The organism is Stenotrophomonas sp. 86428_Sma (assembly GCF_056481585.1).
In genome coordinates this window covers 4,091,502-4,118,033 of the sequence record NZ_CM151156.1, presented here as the reverse complement: position 1 = coordinate 4,118,033, position 26,532 = coordinate 4,091,502, and the positions used below count along the sequence as shown (strand labels likewise).

The following is a 26,532-nucleotide window of genomic DNA, read 5'->3' as shown; positions in this document are numbered from 1 at the left end:
CGGTGCGCCGCTTCAATCTCTCCGAGTGGGCGCTGGCCAACCGACCCCTGGTGCTGTTCGCGATGCTGGCGTTCGCGCTGATCGGCGCGTGGTCGTACAAGCATCTGGGCCAGTCCGAGGATCCGCCGTTCACCTTCAAGGCGATGGTGGTGCGCACGCTGTGGCCGGGCGCTACCGCCGAACAGGTCTCGCGGCAGGTGACCGAGCCGCTCGAGAAGGCGCTGATGAATACCGGCGAGTACGAGTTCATCCGCTCGTATTCTCGGCCGGGCGAGTCGCAGATCATCTTCATGGCGCGCGACAGCCTGCGGTCCAAGCAGATCCCCGACCTCTGGTACCAGGTGCGCAAGCGTGTGGGGGACATCCGCCCGACACTGCCGCGTGAAATCGTCGGTCCGTTCTTCAATGATGAGTTCGGTGATACCTACGGCAACATCTATGCGTTGACCGGCAAGGGCTTCGACTACGCGGTGATGCGTGATTACGCCGACCGTATCCAGCTGGAGCTGCAGCGCGTGCCCGACGTCGGCAAGATCGACCTGGTCGGCCTGCAGGACGAGAAGGTGTGGATCGAGCTGTCCAACACCCGCCTGGCCACGCTGGGTGTGTCGATGCAGCAGGTGCAGCAGGCACTGGCCGACCAGAACGCGGTCACCGGCACCAGCTTCTTCGAGACCGCCACCGACCGCGTGCAGCTGCGCGTGACCGGCCAGTTCAACGACATCGACGCCATCCGCCAGTTCCCGATCCGCGCTGGCGACCGCACCGTGCACCTGGGCGACATCGCCGAGGTCAAGCGCGGCTTCGCCGACCCGGCGTCGCCGAAGATGCGCTTCATGGGCGAGGAGGCGATCGGCCTGGCCGTGGCAATGAAGGACGGCGGTGACATTCTCAAGCTTGGCGCCAACCTTGATGCCGAGTTCGAACGCCTGCAGAAGACCCTGCCGGCCGGCATGCAGCTGCGCAAGGTGTCCGACCAGCCGCAATCGGTGGAGGAGTCGGTCGGCGAGTTCGTGCAGGTGCTGACCGAAGCGGTGGTGATCGTGCTGCTGGTCAGCTTCTTCTCGCTGGGCCTGCGCACCGGCCTGGTGGTGGGCGTGACCATTCCGCTGGTGCTGGCGATGACCTTCTTCGTCATGCACTACTTCGACATCGGCCTGCACAAGATCTCGCTGGGCGCGCTGGTGCTGGCGCTGGGCCTGCTGGTGGACGATGCGATCATCGCGGTGGAGATGATGGCCACCAAGATGGAGCAGGGCTACGACCGCCTGCGTGCGGCCAGTTTCGCCTGGGAGTCGACCGCGTTCCCGATGCTGACCGGTACGCTGATCACGGCGGCCGGCTTCCTGCCGATCGCCACGGCGGCATCGAGCACGGGTGAGTACACCCGCTCGCTGTTCCAGGTGGTGACTATCGCACTGGTGGTGTCGTGGATTGCCGCGGTGCTGTTCATCCCGTACCTGGGCGACAAGATGCTGCCGGACCTGTTCAATCCGCAGCCGCCGAAGCCGGGCAGCCTGTCCGCGCGCTGGCTGGCCAAGCGCCAGCAGTGGGCCGACCGCTATCCGGCGCTGGCCAACCTGATCGCGCCGCCGCAGCACGGGCACGACCATGATCCGTACCAGCGCCCGTTCTATCGCAGCTTCCGTCGCTTCCTCGATGGCTGCCTGCGCCACCGCTGGTGGGTGATCGCCGCGACCATCGCCCTGTTCGTGTTCTCGCTGATGATGTTCCGCTTCGTGCCGCAGCAGTTCTTCCCGGATTCGACCCGGCCGGAACTGATGGTGGACATCGAGCTGGCCGAGGGTGCGTCGTTGCGCTCGACCCAGGCCCAGGCCGAGAAGCTGGAGAAGCTGCTGTCCAACCGCGATGGCATCGCCAACTACGTGTCCTACGTGGGCACCGGTTCGCCGCGCTTCTACCTGCCGCTGGACCAGCAGCTGCCGGCCACCAACTTCGCCCAGTTCGTGGTGCTGGCCAAGGACATCAAGTCGCGCGAAAGCACCCGTGACTGGCTGCTGCATGAGGTGATCCCGAAGTTCCCGGACGTGCAGATGCGCGTGACCCGCCTGGAGAACGGCCCACCAGTCGGCTATCCGGTGCAGATGCGTATTTCCGGCGAGCACATCGAGAAGGTGCAGGCGATCGCACGACAGGTCGAGGCCAAGGTGCGTGAGAACCCGCACGTGATGAACGTCAACCTGGACTGGAGCGAGCCGAGCAAGGTGGTGCGGTTGGTGATCGACCAGGAGCGTGCGCGCGCGCTGGGTGTGAGCAGTGCCCAGGTCAGCCAGTTCCTGTCCAGCTCGCTGGCCGGGCAGTCGGTGAGCGTGTATCGCGAAGGCAACCGCCAGATCGAGATGCTGCTGCGCGGGCCGGCCGATGAACGCAACCAGCTGGAGCTGCTGTCGAGCCTGTCGATGCCGACCGCCAACGGCGGCAGCATCACGCTGTCGCAGGTGGCGACGATGGAGTACGGCTTCGAGGATGGCATCATCTGGCACCGTAACCGTCTGCCGACGGTGACCGTGCGCGCCGACATCAGTGATGGCATGCAGCCACTGGACGTGGTGCATCAGATCCTGCCGACGCTGGATGGCATCCGTGCCGAGCTGCCGAATGGCTACCTGCTGGAAACCGGCGGTACCGTGGAGGATTCGGCACGTGGCCAGAACTCGATCAAGGCCGGCATGCCGCTGTTCCTGGTGGTGGTGGCCACGCTGCTGATGCTGCAGCTGCGCAGCTTCTCGCGTGCGGCGATGGTGCTGGTGACCGCGCCGCTGGGCATCATCGGTGCGACCCTGTTCCTGCTGCTGTTCCGCGCCCCGTTCGGCTTCGTGGCGCTGCTGGGCACGATTGCACTGGCCGGCATGATCATGCGCAACTCGGTGATCCTGATCGACCAGATCCAGCAGGACATCGATGCCGGGCATGACCGCTGGCATTCGATCATCGATGCCACGGTGCGCCGCTTCCGCCCGATCGTGCTGACCGCGCTGGCGGCTGTGCTGGCGATGATTCCGCTCTCGCGCAGTGCGTTCTATGGCTCGATGGCGATTTCGATCATGGGTGGCCTGATCGTGGGCACGGTGCTGACCCTGGTGTTCCTGCCGGCGCTGTACGCCGCGTGGTTCCGGGTCAAGCCGGACGAATCCGGGGCGTAACGCCCCGGGTTCGGCGGCCACTGCCCTGGTAGGTGCCAACCTTGGTTGGCACTGTTGCGCGCATCCACGCATGGCGTGGATCTACCGCAGCGGGTCTTGGCCCTGGTAGGTGCCAACCTTGGTTGGCACTGTTGCACGCATCCAAGCATGGCGTGGATTAACCGCAGCGGGTCTTGGCCCTGGTAGGTGCCAACCTTGGTTGGCACTGATGCACGCATCCACGCATGGCGTGGATTTACCGCAGCTGCAGGCCGCTCCGCAGCGCTGGCAGCAGCCATTCAATGAACACCTGCACGCGTTGCGCGCGGTGCTGCCGATGCGGCTGCAACAGGGTCACCGGCAGCGGTTGCGCCACGTGCTGTGGCATCACTTCCACCAAGGTTGGTAGTTTCTGCAGTAGAGCCACCCCATGGGTGGCTGCGGAGGACCAGGATCAGTCATCCACGCATGGCGTGGATCTACTGATCTGCGCGGCATGCATCCACGCATGGCGTGGATTTACTGCAGCTGCAGGCCGCTCCGCAGCACCGGCAGCAGCCATTCGATGAACACCTGCACGCGTTGCGCGCGGTGCTGCCGATGCGGTTGCAACAGGGTCACCGGCAGCGGTTGCGCCACGTGCTGTGGCATCACTTCCACCAGCGCACCGGATTGCAGTTCGGCCTGCACGTCGTAGCGCGGAATCTGCAGCAGGCCGAGCCCCGCCACGCAGCACGCGATCGAGGCCTCGGCGCTGTTTACCCGTACCCAGCCAGGCATCGGCAGCGTGCGCAGCTGGCCACCGTCCTGCCATTCCCACGGTTCCACCCGCGCCGTGGTCGGCGATGCGTAGTTCACCGCGCGGTGCTGCTGCAGGTCGGCAGGATGCTGCGGTACGCCGTGTTCGCGCAGGTAGGCCGGCGCGGCGACGTTGACGAAGTCGAGCTGTCCCAGCATGCGGGCCACCAGGCTGGAGTCACCCAGCTGGCCGACCCGCAGCACCGCATCACAGCCGTCTTCGATCAGGTTCACCGCGCGGTCGGTCATGCCCAGGTCCACTTCAACCTGCGGATGGCGCGCGAAGAAGTCGGGCAGGGCCGGGGCGAGGATGCGGCGGCCGATCCGGCTGGGCACATCGATCTTCAGCAGGCCCACCGGCTGCGCATCGTCTTGCCGGAACAGCGATTCGGCGTCTTCAACTTCGGCGATCAGGCGCAGGCAGCGGGCATGGAACACGTCGCCGTCGTGGGTGGTGGAGACCCGCCGGGTCGAGCGCTGCAGCAGGCGGGTGCCGAGCCGCTGCTCCAGCTCGGCCACCGCCGCGGAAACGGTGGAGCGGGGCAGGCCGAGCTGGTCGGCGGCGCGGGTGAAGCTGGCGCATTCCACCACCCGGGTGAAGATGCGGAAGCGATCGATCCGGTCCATTGTTCGCCTACTCTGGAAAGTTAAGTCAATGTGGCGGGCTTTATCCGCATTTTCTGCACGATATCGTCGTCAGGGCAGGGTTGCCACCCCGGGCAGCCCCCTCCTGAGACAAACGCCATGACCGACCATTCCCTCAAGGGCAAGACCGTGCTGATCGCCGGTGGCGCCAAGAACCTGGGCGGACTGATCGCCCGCGACTTCGCCAGCCAGGGCGCCAAAGCCATCGTCATCCACTACAACAGTGCCGCCACCCAGGCTGATGCGGAAGCAACGGTCGCCGCCGTGCAGGCCGCTGGCAGCAAGGCGGTGGCGCTGCAGGGCGACCTGATTTCGGCCGCAGCGATGGAGCGCTTGTTCGCCGATGCCGTGGCTGCAGTCGGCCGGCCGGACATCGCCATCAATACCGTCGGCAAAGTGCTGAAGAAGCCGATGCTGGAGATCAGCGAAGCCGAGTACGACGAGATGAGCGCGGTCAATGCCAAGGCTGCCTTCTTCTTCCTGAGGGAGGCCGGCCGCCACGTCAACGACGGCGGCCGCATCTGCACTCTGGTCACCTCGTTGCTGGGTGCGTTCACGCCGTTCTATTCAAGCTATGCCGGCACCAAGGCACCGGTCGAGCATTTCACCCGCGCGGCGTCCAAGGAGTTCGGTGAGCGTGGCATCTCGGTGACCGCGATCGGCCCCGGTCCGATGGACACGCCGTTCTTCTATCCGGCCGAGAGTGCCGATGCGCAGGCGTACCACAAGACCGCGGCGGCACTGTCGCCTTTCACCCGCACCGGCCTGACCGACATCGCCGACATCGTGCCGTGGATCCGCTTCCTCGTGACCGATGGCTGGTGGATGACTGGGCAGACCATCCTCGTCAATGGCGGTTACACCACCAAGTAAAGCAGCCACGCAGGGCGTGGCTCTACTGCGGTGGTGGGTGCCAACCTTGGTTGGCACGGATGGCGCATCCACGCATGGCGTGGATCTACAGTAGAGCCACCCCATGGGTGGCTGCGCACAATGTCCAAAGGGAGGGGCGCCACGCATGGCGTGGCGCTATCGGATCAGTTGAGTTTGGCCAGCACCGCGTCGGTGGCGGCAGCGGTGCTGACGGCCTGGCCCTTCGCCGCCAGATCGGCGGTGAACACGCCATCGTCCAGCACGGCGTGCACGGCGGCTTCCACCTCGGCGGCTTCCGCTTCCAGCCCCAGCGAATGGCGCAGCAGCATCGCGGCGCTGAAGATCGTCGCGTACGGATTGGCGATGCCCTTGCCGGCGATGTCCGGGGCCGAACCATGGATCGGCTCGTAGATGCCGACCGCACCGGGTTCGCCGAGCGAGGCCGAGGGCAGCAGGCCCAGCGAGCCGGCCAGCATCGACGCCTCATCGGTGAGGATGTCGCCGAACATGTTCTCGGTGACGATCACGTCGTACTCGCGCGGCTTGGCCAGCAGGTGCATCGCCATTGAATCGACCAGCTGGTGCTCCAGCGCAACGTCCGGGAACTCCTCGCGGCCGATGCGCGCGGCCACGTCACGCCACAGGCGCGAGGTTTCCAGCACATTGGCCTTGTCCACCGAGGTGACCTTGCCGCGACGCTGTTGCGCCAGACGGAACGCACTGCGCAGCACGCGCTCGATCTCGGCTACGGTGTAGCGGCACAGATCGCTGGCGCTGTCGGCGTCGCGGGTCTTGTCGCCGAAGTAAATGCCGCCGGTCAGCTCGCGCACCACCACGAAGTCCACCCCCTGCAGCAGCTCGGCCTTGATCGGCGAGGCGTGCAGGGCGGCTTCATGGGTACGCACCGGGCGCAGGTTGGCATACAGGCCCAGCGCCTTGCGGATCGCCAGCAGGCCCTGCTCCGGGCGCACCTTGGCATTCGGGTCGGACCACTTCGGGCCGCCGACTGCACCCAGCAGTACGGCGTTGGCGGCCTGGCAGGCGGTCAACGTAGAGGCGGGCAGTGGCTCGCCATGGCGATCGATGGCGACGCCACCGATGTCGTGCTCGCTGAAGGTGAAGGTGTGGTTGAAGCGTTCGGCGACGGCCTTCAGGACGGCGACTGCCGCGGCGGCCACTTCCGGGCCAATGCCATCACCGGGCAGGACAACAATTTCAGCGTGCATGCTCACTCTCGTAGCGTTCGATTTCAGGGACACGGCCCAACAGATACCCCAACTGGTCGACACCTTCCAGCAGGCAGGTCTGCGAGAAGCCATCCAGCGGGAAGGAATAGACGCGACCATCTGGCGTGCGCAGTTCGCGCGCGGCCACGTCGATGGTCAGCTCGTCGTCCGGGCGCTGCATCAGCGCCTGCACATCGGCCTCGTCCAGCACGATCGGCAGCAGGCCGTTCTTCAGCGAGTTGCCGCGGAAGATGTCGGCGATCTCGCTGCTGACGATGGCACGCAGGCCGAGGTCGGTCAGCGCCCATGGTGCATGCTCGCGCGAGGAACCGCAGCCGAAGTTGCGGCCCGCCAGCAGGATGCTGCGGCCGGCGTTGTGTGGCTGGTTGAAGGCGAAGTCGGCCACCGGGGAACCGTCGGCCTGCCAGCGCCAGTCATTGAACGCGTTGCGGCCGAGGCCGGCACGTTCGGTGGTGGACAGGAACCGCGCCGGGATGATCTGGTCGGTGTCGATGTTGGTCTGCGCCAGTACCACGCTGGACGAGGTCAGGGTACGGAAACCGGCCATCACGCCACCTCCTGTGCGAACAGTTCGCGGGTATCGGCGACGTGCCCGTTCACCGCGGCCCAGGCGGCGCTCATCGGCGAAGCCAGCAGCGTGCGCGAACCGGGGCCCTGGCGGCCTTCGAAATTGCGGTTGCTGGTGCTCACGGCCAGCTGGCCGGGAGCGACCAGATCGCCGTTCATGGCGATGCACATCGAACAGCCCGGCTCGCGCCATTCGGCGCCGGCCGCGCGCACGATCTCATGGATGCCTTCGGCCTCGGCCTCGCGCTTGACGATTTCCGAACCGGGCACCACCAGCATGCGCACCCGGTCAGCGACACGACGGCCGCGCAGGACCTGTGCGACCTCGCGCATGTCGCTCAACCGGCCGTTGGTGCATGAGCCGACGAACACCACGTCCACGGGTGTACCGGCCAGCGCCTTGCCGGCCTGGAAATGCATGTAGTCCAGGCCTTTCTGTGCGGCGGCATCGTTGGCCGCCGGAATCGGCGCATCCACTGCGATCGCGGTGCCCGGATGGGTGCCCCAGGTCAGGGTCGGGCGGATGTCGGCAGCGTCGATGTGCACTTCGCTGTCGAAATGCGCGCCGTCATCGCTGCGCAGCTGCTGCCAGCGTGCCACGGCGGCGTCGAAGTCGGCGCCCTTGGGGCCGCGCGGGGTCGCGGCGACGAAGTCGAAGGTGACCTGGTCCGGGGCCACCATACCGGCGCGTGCGCCGGCCTCGATCGACATGTTGCACAGGGTCATGCGCTGTTCCATGTCCATCGCTTCGATGGTGCTGCCACGGAACTCGATGACGTGGCCGGTGCCACCATTGACGCCGATCACGCCGATGATGTGCAGGACCACATCCTTGGCGCCAACGCCGGGTGCCAGCGGCCCATCAACGGTGATCGCCAGCGTCTTCGCCTTGCGCTGCAGCAGGCACTGCGTGGCCAGCACGTGGCCGACTTCACTGGTGCCGATGCCGAACGCCAGCGAACCGAACGCACCATGGGTGGAGGTGTGGCTGTCGCCACAGACGACGGTCATGCCGGGTTGGGTAAAGCCCTGTTCCGGCGCGATCACGTGGACGATGCCGCGGTTGTCCGAGGCCATGTCGAACAGCTCGATGCCGTGCTCGGCACAGTTGCGTGCCAGCGTGGCGACCTGCGCTTCAGAGGCGGCGCTGGCGTAGGGCAGCGTGCCGTCGGCAGAGGCCGGCAGGGTCGGCGTGGAGTGGTCCATCGTCGCCTTGGTGCGATCCGGGCGGCGCGGCGACAGGCCGCGCTCACGCAGTTCGGTGAACGCCTGCGGCGAGGTGACCTCGTGGATCAGGTGCAGGTCGATGTACAGCACGGCGGGCGCGCTGTCGGATTCAGGGACAACCACGTGGGCGTCCCACAGTTTGTCGTACAGGGTGCGGGGTGCGGAAGTCATGCGTGTGCCTGGCAGAAGTACGAAATAGCGAACATCAGTAAAGAAAACGGAACGGTCAAGTCAGCGGCGACGGGCAAGCACCCGCAGCCGCACGTAGTCGGCCAGCGGCTGGCCGCTGGCGTTGCGCGGCAGCTCGGCCAGCAGAACGGTGGCGGCCTCGCGCACGGTGGCGCGTGCCTCGGCCGGCAGATCGTCCAGCAGCGGTGCGGCGAACACACGCAGCCAGCCGGCCACGCCGGTCGGCAGAGCAGTCGGGCGCGGCGTGCACTCGATCAGCTGCACCTGGAAGCCATGCTGGCGCAGGCGGTCGGCGTAGGCATCGGCAGTGGGGAAGTACCACTGGAATGCGCTGGCGCCGTGGCCATGGGCCGCGCGTGCAGCCTGCACCGCCGCGATGATCGTGGCCACGTTGCCATGCCCGCCGAACTCGGCAACGAAGCGGCCGCCCGGGCGCAGTGCGCGGCGCACACCTTCCATCACCCGGTCGGGGTTGCTCATCCAATGCAGCGCTGCGTTGCTGAATACCGCATCGAACTCACTGTCGAACGACAGCGCGTGGCCATCCATCACCTGCGCATCGACGCCGCGCGCACGCGCGGCGATCACCAGTTCCGGTGAGGCATCCACACCGTGGATGTGCGCGCCGCTGAGCGCCAGCTCGGTGCTGAGCACGCCATCGCCACAGCCCAGGTCGAGGATGCGTTCACCGGCGCGCGGGTCGAGCAGGCGCGATACCGCGCCGCCGAGCAGCGGCACGAAGCCGGCGTCGATCGCATAATCCTGGGCGTTCCACTGCTGGCCAGCGGCGCTGGCCGGGGTGGGGGTGTCGAAGGCGCTCATGGCGGGGTCCTCAGGCGGTGGCGGGGGTGGCAACGTCGGTGTTGCTGTGGGCGGCAGCCTGGCGCTGGCGCAGCAGGCGGTTGGCCACATCCAGCCAGGCCAGCGCGGAGGCTTCGATGATGTCCTTGCTGGTGCCGGTGCCGTCGTACTCCACGCCCTCGTGGCGCACGCTCAGATTGGCTTCGCCGCGCGCATCGGCGCCGATGCCGACGCTGTGCACGTGGTAGCTGTCCAGCATCAGCTGCACGCCGGTAGCGGCCGACAGCGCGCCGAACAGTGCATCGACCGGGCCATCGCCCTGCGCGGTCTCGGCTACGCGGTTGCCGTCCGGGTCGGACAGTTCGACCAGTGCATTGGCGCGGCTGCCGACGTCGCTGATGGTCATCGACGCCAGGCGATAGCCCTGCGCGTTGGAGCCACCCTGCATCAGCGTCTGCAGGTCGGCATCGGTGACCACGCGCTGCTGTTCGCACAGGCCCTTGAACTGCTCGAACACCAGCTTCAGTTCGTCTTCGTCCAGCCAGAAGCCCAGCGCACGCAGGCGCGCTTCAACAGCGGCGCGGCCACTGTGGCGGCCCAGCACCATCTGCGAATCCTCCCAGCCCACGTCTTCCGGACGCATGATTTCATAGGTGCCGCGGTGGCGCAGCATGCCATGCTGGTGGATGCCCGATTCGTGGGCGAAGGCATTGGCACCGACGATGGCCTTGTTGCGCTGTACCGGCATGCCGACCAGGCGCTGCAGCAGCTGCGAGGTGCCGACGATGCGCGGGGTGTTGATCGAACTGTCCTGCTCGTAGAAGGCCTGGCGCACCTTCAGCACCATCGCGATCTCTTCCAGCGAACAGTTGCCGGCGCGCTCGCCGATGCCGTTGACGGTGCACTCGACCTGGCGTGCACCGCCTTCGATGGCGGCCAGCGAGTTGGCCACGGCCAGGCCCAGGTCGTTGTGGCAGTGCGCGCTGAAGATCACATTGGCGGCATTCGGCACGTCGGCGACGCCGGCGATGACCTGCTGGAACATCGCGCGGATCTCTTCCGGCGTGGTGAAGCCGACGGTGTCGGGCAGGTTGATGGTAGTGGCGCCGGCAGCGATGGCCACACGCGCGACTTCGATCAGGTAGTCCAGCTCGGTGCGGGTGGCATCCTCGGCCGAGAATTCGACATCGTCGATATAGGACCGGGCCAGCGATACGTGCTTGCGTACCGACTCCAGTACCTGCTCGCGGGTCATCCGCAGCTTGTGCTCGCGGTGCAGCGGGCTGGTCGACAGGAACACGTGCAGGCGCGGGTTGGCAGCGGCCTCCAGCGCACGTGCGGAGGTTTCGATGTCGGCCTGCAGGCAGCGCGACAGCACCGCCAGGGTCAGGCTCGGGCGGCGCAGTTCGCGGCCGATCAGTGCCATCGCCTCACGGTCGGACTGCGAGCTGGCCGGGAAGCCGGTCTCGATGATGTCCACGCCCAGTTCGTCCAGCGCACGCGCCATCACCAGCTTCTGCGGCGGGCTCATGCTGCAGCCGGGGGACTGCTCGCCGTCACGCAGGGTGGTGTCGAAGATGCGGATGCGCGGGGTGGTAATTCGTTCGATGGTGGTCACAGGGAAATCTCCTCGACAGCGGGTGCGACGGCTTGCAGGGGGGAAGGGGAAGAGGTGGGGGAAGCGATGGCGCTGGCCTTGGCGGGCGAGCGCGGTGTTTCGCTGCGCCGTCGCCGTGGTTTGCGTGGCGGGCGCGGGCGGATGTCGGTGAGCAGGCCGGCCAGGACGCCGGCATCGATGTTGCCGCCGGAGACCACCGCGCACTTGCGGCGGCCGGCGACGCGGCGGCCGGCGGCCAGCGCCAGCGCACCGGCGCCCTCGGCGATGATGTGTTCTTCCAATGCCAGGCGGACCAGGGTTTCGCGCAGTTCGGCTTCGCGCACGATCACCACATCGTCCAGCAGCGAGGTGCACAGGCGGCGGGTCAGGAAGCCGGGAATCTTCACCCGCACGCCGTCGGCCAGCGAAGCAACGGGGGCGATCTCGCGCACGTCACCGTGGATCGCGCGGGCCATCGAATCGACGCCTTCCACCTGCGCGCCAACGACGCGGACGCCCTGCGATTTCAGCGCCAACGCAACGCCGGAGGCCAGGCCGCCGCCGCCGATCGGTACGATCACTACATCCGGCGCGTGCGCGGCCAGCTCGATGCCGACCGTGCCCTGGCCGGCGATCACATCGGCATCGTCGAACGCGGACAGGAAGCGGTAGCCGTGGCGTTGTGCCAGTTCGACCGCGAAGGCGTAGGCCTCGTCATAGCTGGTGCCGTGCTGGCGCACGGTCGCGCCCCAGTGGGCGACGCCGGCGATCTTGGTGGCGGGCGCGCCATGCGGCATCACGGTGATGGCCGGCACGTCCAGGCGGTAGGCCGCCCACGCCACGCCCTGGGCATGGTTGCCGGCCGAGGCGCAGATCACTGGCCGGGTATCGCCGCGCTCGCGGCCGGCCAGCAGCGCATTCAATGCGCCGCGTACCTTGTAGGAACCGGTGCGCTGCAGGTTCTCCAGCTTCAGCCAGGTACCGAAGCGTTCGGCATGGTGCAGCGGGGTGGGCGGCAGGAAGCGGCGCAGACGAGCCTGCGCCGCCAGTACGTCGGCGACGCTTACGTCGCCGACATCGCTTTCCTGGCTGGTGTCAGCGGCCGGCATGGGCCACCAGCGCAGTGCAGAAGACCGCCGCATGCGGGCACGGGCGGCGAAGAAGACGCCTCCGTACCGGCACCGTGGTCGCTACGGTACGGGTGTTCATACGGATGCTCCTTCCACGGCGGTGACCTGCACGGACACGCAGTCGTAGATCTTCTCGATCTGCCGGCACAGCGTTTCCGCCGGACGCTGGCCATCCACCACCAGCTGCAGGTGCCAGCGGCCATCGTCGGCGGCCACCGGCGCACCACTGATCGCACGCGGCGCGAAGCCACGGCGTTCGGCCATGCCGATCACGCGCAGCAGCGCGCCTTCGGCCGGGTGCAGCACCAGGTCAAGCCGGTATTGCATTGGGGCTCTCCTGGCGGGCATGGGCGGGGTTGCTTTCCAGCATCGTGCTGTTGGCGGTGTTCGGCGGCACCAGCGGCCACACGTTGGCGCGTGCATCGATGGCCACGTGCAGCAGCGCCGGGCCTGGTTCGGCCAGCAGTGCGGCCAGGCCGCCTTCCACGTCGTCGCGGTTGTCGATGCGGGTGGCGGCGATGCCGAACACCTGTGCCAGTGCCACGAAGTCCGGGTTGTCGGACAGGTCGATCTCGCTGTAACGCTCGGCGAAGAACAGCTCCTGCCACTGCCGCACCATGCCCAGCGAACTGTTGTCCAGCAGCACGATCTTCACCGGCAGGCGGCAACGCGCGATGGTGGCCAGCTCCTGCACGTTCATCATGAAGCTGCCGTCGCCGGAGACCAGCACCACGGTGCGCTCGGGGCATGCGAACTGCGCACCCATCGCGGCCGGCAGGCCGAAGCCCATGGTGCCCAGCGCGCCACTGGTCAGATGATTGCGCGGGTGGTTGAAACGGCAGTGCTGGGCGACCCACATCTGGTGCTGGCCGACATCGCAGGCGATCACCGCATCGGCCGGTGCCAGCTCACTCAGGCGCTTCAGCAGGGCCGGTGCGTAGATGTGCTGGCCCGGCGCGTCGTAGCGTGCGGCGAAACGATCGCGATGCTGTGCACAGCGCTTGCGCCATGCGTCCTGGTGGGCCTTGGGGGAGGGGAAGGCCGCACGCAGGGCGCGGATGGCATGGCCGACGTTGCCGGGCACGGCGACGTCGGCGCTGCGCAGCTTGGAGATCTCGTAGGCGTCGGCGTCGATGTGGACGACGCGGGCGAACGGTGCGAACTCGGCCAGCTTGCCGGTGGCACGGTCATCGAAGCGCGCACCCAGCACCAGCAGCAGGTCGCTTTCCTGCACCGCCATGTTGGCCGCGCGGGTACCGTGCATACCCAGCATGCCCAGCGACTGCGGGTGGTTGGCCGGCAGTGCGCCCAGCCCACGCAGGGTCATCACCGTGGGGATGGCACTGGCCTCGACGAAGTCGCGCAGGTCCTGCACCGCGTCGCCCAGCGCGATGCCCCCACCGGCGTAGACCACCGGCTTTTCGGCGGCTGCCAGTGCGGCGATGGCCTCGGCGATGGCCGCTTCGGCCGGCGCAGGCGGCGGCTCGATGCTGCTCGGCACGTGCGCTGGCAGATGACTGGCATCGGCCAGCTGCACGTCCTTGGGCAGGTCGATCAGCACCGGGCCGGGCCGGCCTTCGCGGGCGATGCGGAACGCATCGGCGACCACGCGCGGCAGGTCATCGACGCTGCGCACCAGCCAGCTGTGCTTGACGATCGGCATCGTCAGGCCGAACACATCCAGTTCCTGGAAGGCGTCGGTGCCCAGCAGCGGCGTGCCGACCTGACCGGTGATGCAGACCATCGGTACCGAATCCAGCATCGCATCGGCAATGCCGGTGACCAGGTTGGAGGCGCCCGGGCCGGAGGTGGCCACGCAGACACCCACCTGGTTGCTGGCGCGGGCAAAACCGTTGGCGGCCAGCGCCGCGCCCTGCTCATGGCGTACCAGGATGTGCTTCAGCGACGAATCCACCAGCGCGTCGTAGAACGGCATGATGGTGCCACCGGGATAGCCGAACAGCGTGCGGACGCCTTCGGCCTCCAGCGCCTGGGTCAGCCAGCGCGCGCCGTTGGGCGGCGCGCTGCGATGTGTCGAAGAGTTCATGGGGGAACCTTGCAAAGCGGGTGGGGGAGGGCCGCGCGGTTACGCGGCCTGTCCTTGCAACCAGACCATCTTGGCGCGCAGTTCCTTGCCTACCTTCTCGATCGGGTGCTCCAGGTCGGCCTGCTTGAACCTGTTGTAGTTCGGCAGGCCCGCTTCGTACTCGGCCACCCAGTTCTTGGTGAAGGTGCCGTCCTGGATGTCCTTCAGCACTTCCTTCATGCGTGCCTTGGTGCCGGCGTCGATCACGCGCGGGCCGCTGACGTAGTCGCCGTACTGCGCGGTCTCGGAGATGAACTCCAGCATGCGCGAGATGCCGCCTTCGTAGAACAGGTCCACGATCAGCTTCAGTTCGTGCAGCACTTCGTAATAGGCGATCTCCGGCTGGTAGCCGGCTTCGACCAGGGTTTCGAAACCGGCCTGCACCAGCGCCGAGGCACCACCGCACAGCACCGCCTGTTCGCCGAACAGATCGGTCTCGGTCTCTTCCTTGAAGGTGGTCTGGATCAGGTTGGCGCGGGCGCCGCCGAGGCCGGCCGCATAGGCCAGGGCGTACTCGGCCGCCTTGCCGCTCTTGTCCTGGTAGACCGCCCAGATGCACGGCACGCCACGGCCGATTTCATACTCGCGGCGCACCAGCGCACCCGGGCCCTTGGGCGCGACCAGCACGACATCCAGGTCTTCGCGCGGCTTGATCATGTCGAAGTGCACGTTCAGGCCGTGCGCGAACAACAGCACCGCACCCTGTTTCATGTTCGCGGCCAGCACGTCGTCGTAGAGCTTCTTCTGCACCATGTCCGGGGTCAGCACGGCAACCAGGTCGGCATCCTTCACCGCGTCGGCCGGTGCTTTCACGGTGAAGCCATCGGCCTGTGCCTTGACCTCGGTCGGGCCACCCGGACGCAGGCCTACCACCACGTCGAAGCCGGATTCGCGCAGGTTCAGTGCGTGGGCGCGGCCCTGGCTGCCGTAGCCGATGACGGCGATCTTGGTCTGGGGCAGGTCGTTGGTGCTCATGGGGGAGGTTCCTTGCGGTGGGAAGAAAAAAGAACGGCCGGTCGTCGAGGTGACGTGCCGGCCGGTCAGGGGAAAGCGGTGGAGGGGGCGCCGCGCATCGCACAGGCACAGCCACCACGAGGCATCGTGGTGGTGTGGGTCCGGGTTTTGCGTTGGGCGTTGTGCATGGTGGTTGCGTCTGAAACCAGGTCCTGAAATGAAAAAACCCGCACCGGGGCGGGTGCGGGTTTTTGAAGAGTTCCGGTGTGTTTGTTGCTTACACGCTGGCTCGTCCCGCACCTGTTGGTTGGGTAATAAGTACGAGCACAAGAATCGAACGCAGCGAGGCGGCGCCGGTGTCGGCGGCTACGATGTGTGTTCGCGGTGGCGTGTTGTGATGCAACATGTGATCGAGAGAAACACAGCCGTTTCGGCGATGTCAACCCTCGCGATGGAATTTTTATCGGTTTCCGCTGCATCCAGCGCAATCGCTTGTGGCACAAGGATGGTTGCCGCTGAAAGTGTTTCGGTGAACCGGAATTCACTCCTTTCAGCGCGGTTTTTGCGCGGAATCCGGCGGATTTTCACCTTGGTGGGTGCGGACCTTCCGCCCCCATCCCAGGATCAACGTCCATGACCTCTGCCCGATACCGCATGAAGGCCGCAGCGGCGAAGATCGAGGGACCACCCTTCCATCGGAACCCGACCGTGTCCCGACGCCTTGCCCGTTCCCTGCTGGCCGCCGCTGTACTGGCCTCCGTGCCCGCGCTGTCTTCCGCCGCCGACCGCATCACCGGCCACACCTTCGCCACCCGTTCGGAGGTGATCGCCCCGCATGCGATGGCCGCCACCTCGCAGCCGCTGGCCACCCAGATCGCGCTGGACGTGATGAAGGGCGGTGGCTCGGCGGTGGACGCGGCGATTGCCGCCAATGCCGCGCTTGGCCTGATGGAGCCCACCGGCAACGGCATCGGCGGCGACCTGTTCGCCATCGTCTGGGACCCGAAGACGCAGAAGCTCTATGGCTACAACGGTTCGGGCCGTTCGCCGAAGTCGTTGACCCTGGCCGAGTTCCAACGCCGTGGCCTGAAGGACATCCCGCCTACCGGCCCACTGCCGGTCTCCGTGCCCGGCGCAGTCGACGGCTGGTTCGCGCTGCACGACCGCTTCGGCCGCAAGCCGATGGCCGACAACCTGGCGCCGGCGATCCGCTACGCCCGCGAGGGCCATCCGGTGGCCGAGGTGATCGCCTACTACTGGGACCGCTCGGTGCCCAAGCTGTCGCAGTACCCGGGCTTCAAGGAACAGTTCACGATCAACGGCCACGCCCCGCGCAAGGGCGAGATGTGGAAGAACCCGAACCTGGCCAGCACGCTGCAGAAGGTCGCCGACGGCGGCCGCGATGCCTTCTACAAGGGCGATATCGCCCGCACCATCGGCGACTACTTCAAGGCCAACGGTGGCTACCTGAGCTACCAGGACATGGCCGACCACCACGGTGAGTGGGTCGAACCGGTCAGCAGCAACTACCGTGGCTACGACGTGTGGGAGCTGCCGCCGAACAGCCAGGGCATCGCCGCGCTGCAGATCCTCAACGTGCTGGAAGGCTACGACTTCTCGAAGATCCCGTTCGGATCGCCGGAACACGTGCACCTGTTTGTCGAAGCGAAGAAGCTGGCCTTCGCCGACCGTGCGCGCTTCTATGCCGACATGGCGTTCCAGCCGGCGCCGGTGCAGAAGCTGATCTCCAAGGAGTACGCCGCGCAACGTCGCGCGCTGATCTCGATGGACAAGGCGCTGAAGGAAGTGCAGCCGGGCACGCCGAAGCAGTTGGAAGAGGGCGACACCATCTACATGACCGTGGCCGACGCCGACGGCATGATGGTGTCGCTGATCCAGTCCAATTACCGCGGCATGGGCAGCGGCATGGTGCCGCCGGGGCTGGGCTTCATCCTGCAGGACCGTGGCGAGATGTTCGTATTGCAGAAGAATCATCCCAACGGTTATGCGCCGGGCAAGCGCCCGTTCCAGACCATCATTCCGGCCTTCATCACCAAGGGTGGCAAGCCGTACGCCAGCTTCGGCGTGATGGGCGGCGCGATGCAGCCGCAGGGCCACGCGCAGATCGTGATGAACCTGGTGGATTTCGGCATGAACCTGCAGGAAGCCGGTGATGCACCGCGCATCCAGCATGAAGGCTCGACCGAACCGACCGGGCAGGCCACGGCGATGACCGACGGTGGTGAGGTGAATCTGGAAACCGGCTTCCCGTATGAGACGGTGCGTGCGTTGATGCGCAAGGGACATCGCATCGTGTTCGCCGATGGTCCGTATGGCGGGTATCAGGCGATCATGCGTGATCCGGAATCCGGCGTTTACTACGGTGCGTCTGAGAGTCGAAAGGATGGGCAGGCGGCGGGGTATTGAGGTTTCCCGGCCACCGGGCGCAGCCCCCTCCGCGGTGATGGTTCGTGGAAGCGGGATCATGTGATTGGGCCGGGCGGGTGGGCTGGTCGGGGGACGCCGTGAATCCGTCCCTGGAGGCTTGGCCGCGGCATCCATGCCGCGGACACCCCCGCCCAGCCCACCCGCCCGGCCACGGATAGTTTCCGTGTCCATCACCGCAGGAAAAGAAAAAAGAAGATCAAGAGCAAAGGCAACGGCAACAGCCGCGTGCTGTGGGTTGGGGTCGGATCCGTTTCCCACAGGAAAACGAATCCGACCCCTTCTTGTTTTCCGATACACCTCATCCACGCATGGCGTGGATGGACCAACCGTCACACGTAACCTGTCGGGGGTGGGGCGGTGTGGGTGGGCAGGACCGTTGGCGCCATGGATGGCGCCATCGAGCCCCCAGGGACGGGTTTACGGCGTGTCCTGCCTACCCACACCGCCCCGCCCAACCAGCAGAAACCCAGAGCTGCCCTGGCTTTTGAATTTGCACTTGCTTGAAAAAGCGGTGCAGCCGCAGGCTGCAAAACCCACTCAATCCTGATCGTGCGCGCGCGCCGCCTCCGCCGGGGTCTCCTCCTGAGCCGCCATCTCGCGCGCGATCCACGCATCGATCATGTGCCGCTGGCGCTGCGCCTGCCGCCGCTCGCGCGTGTACTCCTGGTCCAGCACCCGGTACAGCGACACCATCACCAGCACCATCAGCAGCGCGAATGGCAACGCCGCAATCGTGATCATGCCCTGCAGTGCATCCAGGCCACCGGCCAGCAGCAACGCCGCTGCAATCAGCGCCACCGCGATGCCCCAGGCCAGCTTGCGCTTCAACGGCGGATCGCCTGCCTCGTCAGTGGACATGCTGGCCAGTACCAGCACCGCCGAATCGGCTGATGTCACGAAGAAGATCATCAGCAGCACCAGTGCGATGCAGGAAAGCAGCAAGGGCAGCGGCATGCTGTCAAACAGGGTGAACAGCACCGTTTCATAGCCATTGCCCAGCGCCTGCACCAGGTCGGCGTGGCCGAAGATCTGCGCCCACAGCGCAGTACCACCAAACACCGCGAACCAGAAGAAGCCCAGCACCGTGGGTGCCAGCACGACGCCGATGACGAACTCGCGGACGCTGCGCCCACGCGAGATGCGCGCGATGAACGAGCCGACGAACGGGGCCCAGGAAATCCACCACGCCCAGTAGAAGATGGTCCAGTCCGCCACCCATGTGCTGCCCGAGAACGGCGACATGCGCAGGCTCATCGTCACCAGCTGGTTGAGGTACGACCCCAGTGTGGTGGTGAACGTATCGAAGATGAATCCGGTCGGACCCAGCACCAGTACGGTGGCCGCAAGAAGCGCGGCCAGCGCAAGGTTGAAGTTGGACAGCCACTTCACCCCGCGCTCGACTCCGCTGGCGGTGGACGCCATGTACAGCACGAACGCGATGGCGATGATGGTCAGCTGCAGTGGCACACCCGCGTGCAGGCCGAACACGCGTTCCATGCCGGCAGCGATCTGGATGGTACCGAACCCCAGCGTGGTGGCCACGCCAATGGCAGTGGCAACAACCGCGGCGATGTTGACCACGCGTCCGATCCAGCCGCGATGGTGCCGGCCGATGATCGGTTGCAGCATGTCACTGACCAGTCCACGGCCATTGCGGTTGAACTGGAACCAGGCCATCGCCAGGCCGATCAGCGCGTAGATTGCCCATGGATGCAGACCCCAATGGAAGAATGCATAGCGCATCGAAGCCCGCGCCGCGTCCATGCTCTGCGGTGCGAGGCCTTCTGGAGGCTTGGTGAAGTGGGAAATCGGCTCGGCGGCGCCCCAGAACACCAGGCCGATGCCCATGCCGGCGGCGAACAGCATCGACATCCAGCTGGCGCGCGAGAACTCCGGCTCGGCATCTTCACCGCCGATGCGCAGGTTGCCGAAGCGACCGAATGCCAGGTACATCAGGAAAGTCAGCGCCAGGAACACGACCAGAAGATAGAGCCAGCCGACACTGCGGATGACATCGGCCAGTACCGACTGCACCACGGTATTGAAGGGGCCGGGTGCAACACCGGCAAGCAGCACCAGAAGCAGAACCAGTGCGATGGAAACGCGAAACACCATGAAGGAGCTTCTCCGATCAAGGGATTGAGGGGAGCGAGCAGAGCTTGCTGCGAGGGGCCGGCGACATGCAGCACAGACCGGGCAGGGGCCGCGGAGGCGGCGGGGAAACACCGGCCGCAGCGGCACGATGCGCGTGCACGTTACTGAATGCGATGTCACGGTTCTGTTAATACAGAAACAGCAGATCCACGCCGTGCGTGGATGGAACCACCAGGAGCTGCAGTGCGTTCTATGCTCTAATGCACACCAAGAAGCGGGGGTACCGCGGCCATGTGGCCACGGTTGAGACAGTCCCTTGGAACCTGATCCGGCTCATACCGGCGTAGGGAAGCTTTGCAGTGCAGCCATGCCCGGACTCCGCCCAAGGACCGTCCTGGCGCGGCAGCAGTGCGCCGCCGCTTCGTCCCTGACCTTCCTGGACGATGCCCGATGAACGCACAGCTCTCCGCCCTGCAGCAACAGGCCCAGCAACTCTCCGAATCCGTGACCCGGCCCATTCCCGGCTCGCGCAAGATCCACGTGCCCGGTTCACGCCCGGATCTGCAGGTGCCGATGCGCGAGATCGCGCTGACCCGCACGCCGACCTTGTTCGGCGGCGAAGAGAATGCACCGGTGACCGTTTACGACACGTCGGGCCCGTACACCGATCCGGAGGTGCGCATCGATCTGTCCGCTGGTTTGCCGGCACTGCGTCGCGGCTGGGTGGAAGAACGCGGTGATACCGAGCGGCTGGAAGGACTGAGTTCTTCGTTCGGTCGCGATCGCGAGCATGACCCGAAGCTCGATGCGGTGCGCTTCCCCGCGCGCAGCCTGCCACGCCGTGCGCGTGCAGGTGCCAACGTCACCCAGATGCACTACGCGCGCCGCGGCATCATCACGCCGGAAATGGAATTCGTCGCCATCCGCGAGAACCAGCGGCTGGACGCGATCCGCGATGCCGGCCTGCTGCAGCAGCACCCGGGCGAGGCGTTCGGCGCTTCGATCCAGAAGATCATCACCCCGGAGTTCGTGCGCGACGAAATCGCCCGCGGCCGTGCGGTGCTGCCCAACAACATCAACCATCCGGAAAGCGAGCCGATGATCATCGGCCGCAATTTCCTGACCAAGATCAACGCCAACATCGGCAACAGCGCCGTGTCCTCGGGCATTGCCGAGGAGGTGGAGAAGCTGGTGTGGGCGATCCGCTGGGGCGGTGACACGGTGATGGACCTGTCCACCGGCAAGCACATCCATGAGACCCGCGAGTGGATCATCCGCAACTCGCCGGTGGCGATCGGTACCGTGCCGATCTACCAGGCGCTTGAGAAGGTCGATGGCCGCGCCGAAGCACTCACCTGGGAGATCTTCCGCGACACACTGATCGAGCAGGCCGAGCAGGGCGTGGACTACTTCACCATCCACGCCGGCGTGCTGCTGCGCTATGTGCCGCTCACCGCCAAGCGGGTCACCGGCATCGTCAGCCGCGGTGGCTCGATCATGGCCAAGTGGTGCCTGGCACACCACAAGGAGAACTTCCTCTACACGCATTTCGAAGACATCTGCGAAATCATGAAGGCCTACGACGTGACCTTCTCGCTGGGTGACGGCCTGCGCCCGGGCTGCATCGCCGATGCCAACGACGCTGCGCAGTTCGGTGAGCTGGAGACGCTGGGCGAACTGACGAAGATCGCCTGGAAGCACGACGTGCAGACCATGATCGAAGGCCCCGGCCACGTGCCGATGCAGCTGATCAAGGAGAACATGGACAAGCAGCTGCGCGAGTGTGGCGAAGCGCCGTTCTATACGCTGGGCCCCCTGACCACCGACATCGCACCGGGCTACGACCACATCACCAGCGCGATCGGTGCGGCAATGATCGGCTGGTTTGGTACGGCCATGCTCTGCTACGTGACGCCGAAGGAGCACCTCGGCTTGCCCAACCGCCAGGACGTGCGCGACGGCATCATGGCCTACCGTATCGCCGCGCATGCGGCCGACCTGGCCAAGGGACACCCCGGCGCACAGGTGCGCGACAACGCGCTGAGCAAGGCACGCTTCGAGTTCCGCTGGGAAGACCAGTTCCATCTCGGGCTGGACCCGGAGAAGGCCAAGGAATTCCATGATGAGACCCTGCCGAAGGATGCGCACAAGCTGGCGCATTTCTGCTCGATGTGCGGCCCGCACTTCTGTTCGATGAAGATCACCCAGGACGTGCGCGACTACGCCGAGGCCGGCATGAAGGAGAAGTCGAAGGAGTTTCGCGCCGCCGGCGCCGAGGTCTATCACCAGGGCTGACGTGTAACGGGTAGTGCCGGCCGTCGGCCGGCATTCCGTCGTGCGTGGGACCAGGGAGAGTGCCGGCCAGTGGCCGGCACTACCGCTCATCACGCCGCTCCCGGCTATCCTCCGCCCATCACCCTGGGGAAAGGACGCCATGCCCGTTGCCATCACCACCCGCTGGCTGGCCATTGCCCGCCGCCATCCTTCGGCCTGGCTGCTGGGTGCCCAGTTGATCGCGGTGCTGCTGTATCCCGCACTTGATGACACCGCCGGCGGCCGTGCGGCGCTGGGCATGTTCGGCATGGCGGTACTCGGCCTGGCGCTGTGGGTGGTCCAGCGCAGTCCGCTGGGCACCTGGCTGGCACTGCTGCTGGCCATTCCTTCGGTGGTGTTCTCGCTGGCCGGCGCACTGCTGGATCGCAGTGCGCTGCTGACCACCGCGCAGCTGCTGGAAAGCCTGCTGTACTTCTATACGGCCGGTGCGCTCATCGCCTACATGCTCCAGGACCATAAAGTCACCCGCGATGAACTGTTCGCAGCAGGTGCGACATTCACGTTGCTGGCGTGGGCCTTCGCGTTTGCTTTCGCCGTGTGCCAGCAATGGTATCCGGGCAGTTTCCAGGGCACCGGTGGTGGCGCGCAGCGCACCTGGATGGAGCTTCTTTATCTGAGCTTCAGTTTGCTCTCGGGTGTTGGCTTGAGCGACGTTGTGCCACTGCATCCGCAGGCGCGCGCCTTGGTCATGCTGGAGCAGTTTTCAGGCGTGATGTACGTAGCTTTGGTGGTTTCGCGACTGGTTGGATTGACCATGCTGCGGCGCATGTGAAAATGAACGCCAGATAAAAATTTCGCGCCCCGCAGGGCGCGAATGGTGCAGCAGATTATGTGAATGCGTCGGCGAGAGAGAGCCTGGATGTCGACCACGCGATAGGCGAGGTAACCCGCATAGGCTAGTATTTGCCCGCTTCATTGTTTTTGCGGTATGCGCCGATGCTTTGTGCGGAGTCTGGCTTTTTGCTGTTCCCAGGACGGGAGGGTATCGAAGGCAAACGCTGCCCCGGACCTGTCTCTACTGTGTAGCGGAAAATGAACAGCAGTGAAAACCAGCCCCCCGGATTCGATCGGATCCGGATAGGAGAGTGCACTGTCACTCTGTCCTCGCGCGAAGTCGAGGTCGTCGGTGCGCGTCGCCCGCGTCGGCTGACGCCGAAGGCGCTGGGCGTGCTGCGTGTGCTGCTGCGCCAGCCGGGGCGTGTTGTCACCCGCGATGAACTGTTCGCGGAAGTCTGGCCGGACACGCTGCCGACCAATGATGTGCTTACCCAGGCCGTCACCCAGCTGCGCAAGGCGTTCAGCAACGACGACGACAACGGCCAGGCCTATATCGAGACCATCGCCAAGACCGGCTATCGCCTGCTGGTGCCGGTGCAGGTACTGGACGATGTCGAGCCGGCGCCGCCGGCGGGAGCCGATGACGAAATCGTGGACATTCAACCGGCGATGGCCATCGCCGAGGTGATGCCGCCACACCTGCAGGCATCGCGCCGCCGCTGGCGCCACGTCCGCCGGCGCGTACTGCTGGTGCTGGGCGTGCTGATGCTGGCCACGGTGGTGGTGCTGACCGCGCTGCTGCTGCGGCGGGCACCGGCCAGCAGTTCAGCTGTGGACGCGGCCGTGGAGAACGGCACGCGCGTGATCGGCAGCCCGCAGCGTCCCTATCGGTTGATCACCGCGACCAGCGGCTTTGAAACCTATCCCACGCTTTCACCCGATGGTTCATTGGTGGCCTATGAGGGCGCCAACGAAGACGGGCAGGGCGGTGGTGCGATCAAGGTGCAGACCTCCGGCAACGCGCCTGCACGGCAGCTGCTGGCTCCGCCGGCCGGCTCGGTCGATCGCTTCCCGAGCTGGTCGCCGGATGGACGCGAGATCGCCTTCGCGCGGTTCAGCAACAACGGCGGTTGCCAGGTGCTGATCGCCAGCGCGACCGGTGGTGCCCTGCGCCAGGCCACACGGTGCGATGGCACCGAGCTGCTCAGTTTCGACTGGACGCCGGACGGCCGTGGTCTGGTGTTCGGCAGCATGGTGGGGCGCTATGCCCATCGCGGCATCCGCAAGCTTGATCTGGCCAGTGGCCAATGGGAGGCGCTGGACTACGGTGTCGCCGAGGATGACTTCGACTATGCGCCGCGCTACTCGCCTGATGGCAAGTGGCTGGTATTCGTGCGCAATCCGCAGCTGGGCGACCTGTGGCGCATGCCGGCCGCGGGTGGCACGCCCGAGCAGCTGACCAACGAGGCCGCTGAACTGCGTGGCTGGGCCTGGTTGCGTGATGGCCGGACGATCGTGTTTGGACGCCGTGTCGACAGTGAGGTGCGCCTGTACTACCTGGACGTCGAGAGCCGCACGCTGCGCGACGCCGGGCTCGACGACGCACAATGGCCGGCGACGGCGCGCCGCGCGGGCATGCTGGCCTTCGTTCACCGCCGCGCGCAGTTCGGCATCTTCAAGGTGCCGATGGAGGGCGGTTCACCCCCGCAGCGCTTGTTTGCGTCCAGCGGCCGGGATGGGCAGCCGATGGCGGCGCCGGATGGACGCCAACTGGTGTTCACGTCCGATCGTTCAGGCAGCTTCGCGCTGTGGTGGGCGGACATGGAGCGCCCCGATTCGCTGCGGCCTATCGAAGGATTGCGGCCTGAGGCACGTCAGGCACCGGACTGGTCGGCCGACAGCCGGCGGTTGCTGGTGGTCGGGCGCGACGAACACGGACGCACGGTGGTCTATGAGATCGCCCCACGTGACGAACGCGTCCAGCCGTTGCCGGTACCGTCGGAGCAGCCGCTGCAGGCACTGTACGGCGCAAACCCGGACCAGCTGCTGGTAGTCGAGCGCGATGACCAGCAACAGACCCGGCTGAGCCTGTTTGATCGAAGCGTGCAGCCTTGGCGCCGCCTTGCCAGCATCGAGGGCGTGTCTCAGGCGCGGTTCGATCGCAGCAGCGGGCGTGTGCTGTTCACCCGCCTGGCGGCAGGCGGCCTGTGGTCGGTGGATGCGGCGCTGGCGCCAGGCAGCGTGCAGCAGATCAGCGATGACCAGCCCAGCCGGTGGCGGTACCGGGCCTGGACCGTGGCCGGCAACAGTGCGATCGGCTATCTCGGTACGTCCACCCGCTGCGGTACGACACTGGTGCTGATCCAGGCCGGGCGCGAGGAACCGGAACGCTGCCTGGATGCGGAACGCCTCAGTGCCGGCAACGGGCTGAGTGCCGGCGCCGATGGGCGCACCCTGTTCGTGGCAATGGCGGTCAGCGACGGTGCCGACATCGGTGTGATGCGTTTGCCCGAGCGCTCGCCGACGCTGCTTCCGGCGTTCTCCAAGTTGTTGTTGTTCAACGGAAATGGGCCTTCGTAATTTCTTCGTGGCGACCTCGCCGCGAATTCGTGGCGATCTCGTCTGACTTTCCTGACGTGGTGCCGCCTGATTTGGCAAAACGGAGGCCTGTACTAGGCAAATCCGTGGTGCCCCCATGCGTCAACTCTCGCTGGCCGATCGCGGCCAAACCGTCTCTCTGGACCGGTCGCTCGACGATGCTGCGCCGACCTGCCTGGGCGTGGCCCGGCTCGGCAGCCTGCAGACCGCAGGCAGCAGCTTCACTGTGTGGATGCAGGTGCGCGGCAGCTCCTGGGTGGAAGCCAAGGAAGGACGCTTCCGCTTGCGCCAGGGCGAGTGGATCGCCTTCGAGAAGGAGTCGCGGCCGCTGGTGCAGGCCGGTCGCAACGGCTTGTGCGTTGGCCTGAACCTGACGGTCGAAGCGCTGCGCGTGCTGGCCGAGATGGCCGATTGCGGTCTGTATGCCGGGCGTGGCCGCATGAACCGTGGCGATGCCCGCGTTGCGCTGCGCCTGTGGCGCGATGCGCTGGCCAGTGGCCAGCCGGCACAGGCACTGCGCCCGCTGCTGCTGCACCTGGCGGGCCTGCAGCGTGGGCTGGCCGACAACGTGCAGCGTTGCCCGGGGCGCTCGCGCAGCCGCAAGCGCCAGGTGTTCGGCCGCATGCAGCGCGCCCGCCTGTACCTGGAAGGCAACAGCCACCGCGTGGTGCGCATCGGTGAACTGGCCGAGCTGACCAACTTCTCCAGCTGGTATCTCTCCAAGACCTTCCAGAGCCTGTACGAGGAAAGCCCGCAGTCGCTTTCGGCGCGGCTGCGCCTTGAGCGCGCTGCCGACCTGCTGCGTGACACCGACATGATGGTCGGCGAAGTTGCTGCAGCCAGTGGCTTCGACAACTGCTGCAGCTTCGCGCGTGCGTTCCGCGCCCGCTACGGCCAGTCCGCATCGCGCTTCAGGGAGAACGGCGGCTTGCTGCCGCCACAATCTGCAAAGTCTCCGGTTGGTTCGCGCAAATACAGCGCTGCAACGCAATCGTAACGTGCTGGGGTGTTTTAACACGCTGCT

General features: G+C 66.3%; 18 protein-coding genes, 1 pseudogene and 1 riboswitch. Of the genes and pseudogenes, 7 read left to right on the top strand and 12 right to left on the bottom strand.

Annotation, left to right across the window (positions count from 1 at the left end; genetic code table 11):
• Positions 1–2 precede the first annotated feature (2 nt).
• Positions 3–3,164: an efflux RND transporter permease subunit gene (locus ACZK3J_RS18920; protein ID WP_100437662.1), complete on the top strand. Its 3,162-nt coding sequence runs from the start codon at positions 3–5 to the stop codon at positions 3,162–3,164.
• Positions 3,165–3,399: 235 nt separating this feature from the next.
• On the opposite strand, the pseudogene ACZK3J_RS18915 reads toward ACZK3J_RS18920, so the two are convergent.
• Both ACZK3J_RS18915 and ACZK3J_RS18910 read right to left on the bottom strand, forming a co-directional pair.
• A pseudogene (locus ACZK3J_RS18915) lies at positions 3,400–3,543 on the bottom strand (LysR family transcriptional regulator); the annotation flags it as partial.
• Between the two features lie 119 nt (positions 3,544–3,662).
• Positions 3,663–4,568: a LysR family transcriptional regulator gene (locus ACZK3J_RS18910; RefSeq protein ID WP_032129092.1), complete on the bottom strand. Its 906-nt coding sequence runs from the start codon at positions 4,566–4,568 to the stop codon at positions 3,663–3,665.
• 117 nt (positions 4,569–4,685) lie between these two features.
• On the opposite strand from ACZK3J_RS18910, the gene ACZK3J_RS18905 reads away from it, so the two are divergent.
• Positions 4,686–5,459 carry an SDR family oxidoreductase gene (locus ACZK3J_RS18905; protein ID WP_478476170.1) on the top strand — a complete coding sequence of 258 codons (774 nt, stop codon included), beginning with the start codon at positions 4,686–4,688 and terminating at the stop codon, positions 5,457–5,459.
• A gap of 164 nt (positions 5,460–5,623) precedes the next feature.
• Here ACZK3J_RS18905 and leuB read toward each other — a convergent pair whose 3' ends face one another.
• From leuB to ilvC, 9 genes are all read right to left on the bottom strand, one after another.
• Complete coding sequence (gene leuB / locus ACZK3J_RS18900) at positions 5,624–6,685, bottom strand: 3-isopropylmalate dehydrogenase (RefSeq protein WP_049462530.1); 1,062 nt, start codon at positions 6,683–6,685, stop codon at positions 5,624–5,626.
• Positions 6,675–7,253, bottom strand: a complete 579-nt coding sequence (gene leuD, locus ACZK3J_RS18895) for a 3-isopropylmalate dehydratase small subunit (protein ID WP_006390726.1) — start codon at positions 7,251–7,253, stop codon at positions 6,675–6,677. The genes leuB and leuD overlap by 11 nt, the downstream gene beginning before the upstream one ends.
• On the bottom strand, positions 7,253–8,671 hold the full coding sequence (gene leuC, locus ACZK3J_RS18890) for a 3-isopropylmalate dehydratase large subunit (RefSeq protein WP_049462528.1): 1,419 nt from the start codon (positions 8,669–8,671) through the stop codon (positions 7,253–7,255). The genes leuD and leuC overlap by 1 nt, the downstream gene beginning before the upstream one ends.
• Positions 8,672–8,731: 60 nt before the next feature.
• Entirely contained in the window at positions 8,732–9,511 is a 780-nt protein-coding gene (locus ACZK3J_RS18885) for a class I SAM-dependent methyltransferase (RefSeq protein ID WP_049462526.1), read from the bottom strand.
• Positions 9,512–9,521: 10 nt separating this feature from the next.
• Positions 9,522–11,108: a 2-isopropylmalate synthase gene (locus ACZK3J_RS18880; protein ID WP_049462523.1), complete on the bottom strand. Its 1,587-nt coding sequence runs from the start codon at positions 11,106–11,108 to the stop codon at positions 9,522–9,524.
• On the bottom strand, positions 11,105–12,196 hold the full coding sequence (locus tag ACZK3J_RS18875; RefSeq protein ID WP_049462521.1) for a threonine dehydratase: 1,092 nt from the start codon (positions 12,194–12,196) through the stop codon (positions 11,105–11,107). The genes ACZK3J_RS18880 and ACZK3J_RS18875 overlap by 4 nt, the downstream gene beginning before the upstream one ends.
• 96 nt (positions 12,197–12,292) lie before the next feature.
• Entirely contained in the window at positions 12,293–12,544 is a 252-nt protein-coding gene (locus ACZK3J_RS18870) for an ACT domain-containing protein (RefSeq protein ID WP_014038403.1), read from the bottom strand.
• Positions 12,528–14,264: an acetolactate synthase 2 catalytic subunit gene (gene ilvG, locus ACZK3J_RS18865; RefSeq protein WP_478476169.1), complete on the bottom strand. Its 1,737-nt coding sequence runs from the start codon at positions 14,262–14,264 to the stop codon at positions 12,528–12,530. The genes ACZK3J_RS18870 and ilvG overlap by 17 nt, the downstream gene beginning before the upstream one ends.
• 39 nt (positions 14,265–14,303) lie before the next feature.
• Positions 14,304–15,278, bottom strand: coding sequence for a ketol-acid reductoisomerase (ilvC, locus tag ACZK3J_RS18860; RefSeq protein WP_014038401.1), 975 nt, complete (start codon positions 15,276–15,278; stop codon positions 14,304–14,306).
• A gap of 612 nt (positions 15,279–15,890) precedes the next feature.
• Between ilvC and ggt the strand changes: the two genes are divergently transcribed.
• Positions 15,891–17,684, top strand: coding sequence for a gamma-glutamyltransferase (ggt, locus tag ACZK3J_RS18855; protein WP_223224664.1), 1,794 nt, complete (start codon positions 15,891–15,893; stop codon positions 17,682–17,684).
• 558 nt (positions 17,685–18,242) lie between these two features.
• Here the strand turns inward: ggt and ACZK3J_RS18850 are convergent.
• Complete coding sequence (locus ACZK3J_RS18850; protein WP_049461383.1) at positions 18,243–19,820, bottom strand: BCCT family transporter; 1,578 nt, start codon at positions 19,818–19,820, stop codon at positions 18,243–18,245.
• Positions 19,821–20,065: 245 nt separating this feature from the next.
• A riboswitch (TPP riboswitch) is annotated at positions 20,066–20,167 on the top strand.
• A gap of 82 nt (positions 20,168–20,249) precedes the next feature.
• Between ACZK3J_RS18850 and thiC the strand changes: the two genes are divergently transcribed.
• The 4 genes from thiC (at position 20,250) to ACZK3J_RS18830 (ending at position 26,505) form a co-directional block, all read left to right on the top strand.
• Positions 20,250–22,094, top strand: coding sequence for a phosphomethylpyrimidine synthase ThiC (thiC, locus tag ACZK3J_RS18845; protein ID WP_049461385.1), 1,845 nt, complete (start codon positions 20,250–20,252; stop codon positions 22,092–22,094).
• Positions 22,095–22,233: 139 nt separating this feature from the next.
• Complete coding sequence (locus tag ACZK3J_RS18840) at positions 22,234–22,905, top strand: ion channel (RefSeq protein ID WP_032128402.1); 672 nt, start codon at positions 22,234–22,236, stop codon at positions 22,903–22,905.
• A gap of 260 nt (positions 22,906–23,165) precedes the next feature.
• Complete coding sequence (locus ACZK3J_RS18835) at positions 23,166–25,490, top strand: winged helix-turn-helix domain-containing protein (RefSeq protein ID WP_049461386.1); 2,325 nt, start codon at positions 23,166–23,168, stop codon at positions 25,488–25,490.
• 115 nt (positions 25,491–25,605) lie between these two features.
• Entirely contained in the window at positions 25,606–26,505 is a 900-nt protein-coding gene (locus ACZK3J_RS18830) for a helix-turn-helix transcriptional regulator (protein WP_032128400.1), read from the top strand.
• Positions 26,506–26,532: the final 27 nt, after the last annotated feature.

Excerpts from the sequence above, each read along its gene's own strand:
- ACZK3J_RS18830 (WP_032128400.1), top strand. The coding sequence starts at position 25,606 with ATGCGTCAACTCTCGCTGGCCGATCGCGGCCAAACCGTCTCTCTGGAC.
- ilvG (WP_478476169.1), bottom strand. The coding sequence starts at position 14,264 with ATGAACTCTTCGACACATCGCAGCGCGCCGCCCAACGGCGCGCGCTGG.
- ACZK3J_RS18885 (WP_049462526.1), bottom strand. The coding sequence starts at position 9,511 with ATGAGCGCCTTCGACACCCCCACCCCGGCCAGCGCCGCTGGCCAGCAG.
- ilvC (WP_014038401.1), bottom strand. The coding sequence starts at position 15,278 with ATGAGCACCAACGACCTGCCCCAGACCAAGATCGCCGTCATCGGCTAC.
- ACZK3J_RS18910 (WP_032129092.1), bottom strand. The coding sequence starts at position 4,568 with ATGGACCGGATCGATCGCTTCCGCATCTTCACCCGGGTGGTGGAATGC.
- ACZK3J_RS18840 (WP_032128402.1), top strand. The coding sequence starts at position 22,234 with ATGCCCGTTGCCATCACCACCCGCTGGCTGGCCATTGCCCGCCGCCAT.
- leuC (WP_049462528.1), bottom strand. The coding sequence starts at position 8,671 with ATGACTTCCGCACCCCGCACCCTGTACGACAAACTGTGGGACGCCCAC.
- thiC (WP_049461385.1), top strand. The coding sequence starts at position 20,250 with ATGAACGCACAGCTCTCCGCCCTGCAGCAACAGGCCCAGCAACTCTCC.
- ACZK3J_RS18875 (WP_049462521.1), bottom strand. The coding sequence starts at position 12,196 with ATGCCGGCCGCTGACACCAGCCAGGAAAGCGATGTCGGCGACGTAAGC.
- ACZK3J_RS18870 (WP_014038403.1), bottom strand. The coding sequence starts at position 12,544 with ATGCAATACCGGCTTGACCTGGTGCTGCACCCGGCCGAAGGCGCGCTG.
- leuD (WP_006390726.1), bottom strand. The coding sequence starts at position 7,253 with ATGGCCGGTTTCCGTACCCTGACCTCGTCCAGCGTGGTACTGGCGCAG.
- ACZK3J_RS18905 (WP_478476170.1), top strand. The coding sequence starts at position 4,686 with ATGACCGACCATTCCCTCAAGGGCAAGACCGTGCTGATCGCCGGTGGC.
- ACZK3J_RS18835 (WP_049461386.1), top strand. The coding sequence starts at position 23,166 with ATGAACAGCAGTGAAAACCAGCCCCCCGGATTCGATCGGATCCGGATA.
- leuB (WP_049462530.1), bottom strand. The coding sequence starts at position 6,685 with ATGCACGCTGAAATTGTTGTCCTGCCCGGTGATGGCATTGGCCCGGAA.
- ggt (WP_223224664.1), top strand. The coding sequence starts at position 15,891 with ATGACCTCTGCCCGATACCGCATGAAGGCCGCAGCGGCGAAGATCGAG.
- ACZK3J_RS18850 (WP_049461383.1), bottom strand. The coding sequence starts at position 19,820 with ATGGTGTTTCGCGTTTCCATCGCACTGGTTCTGCTTCTGGTGCTGCTT.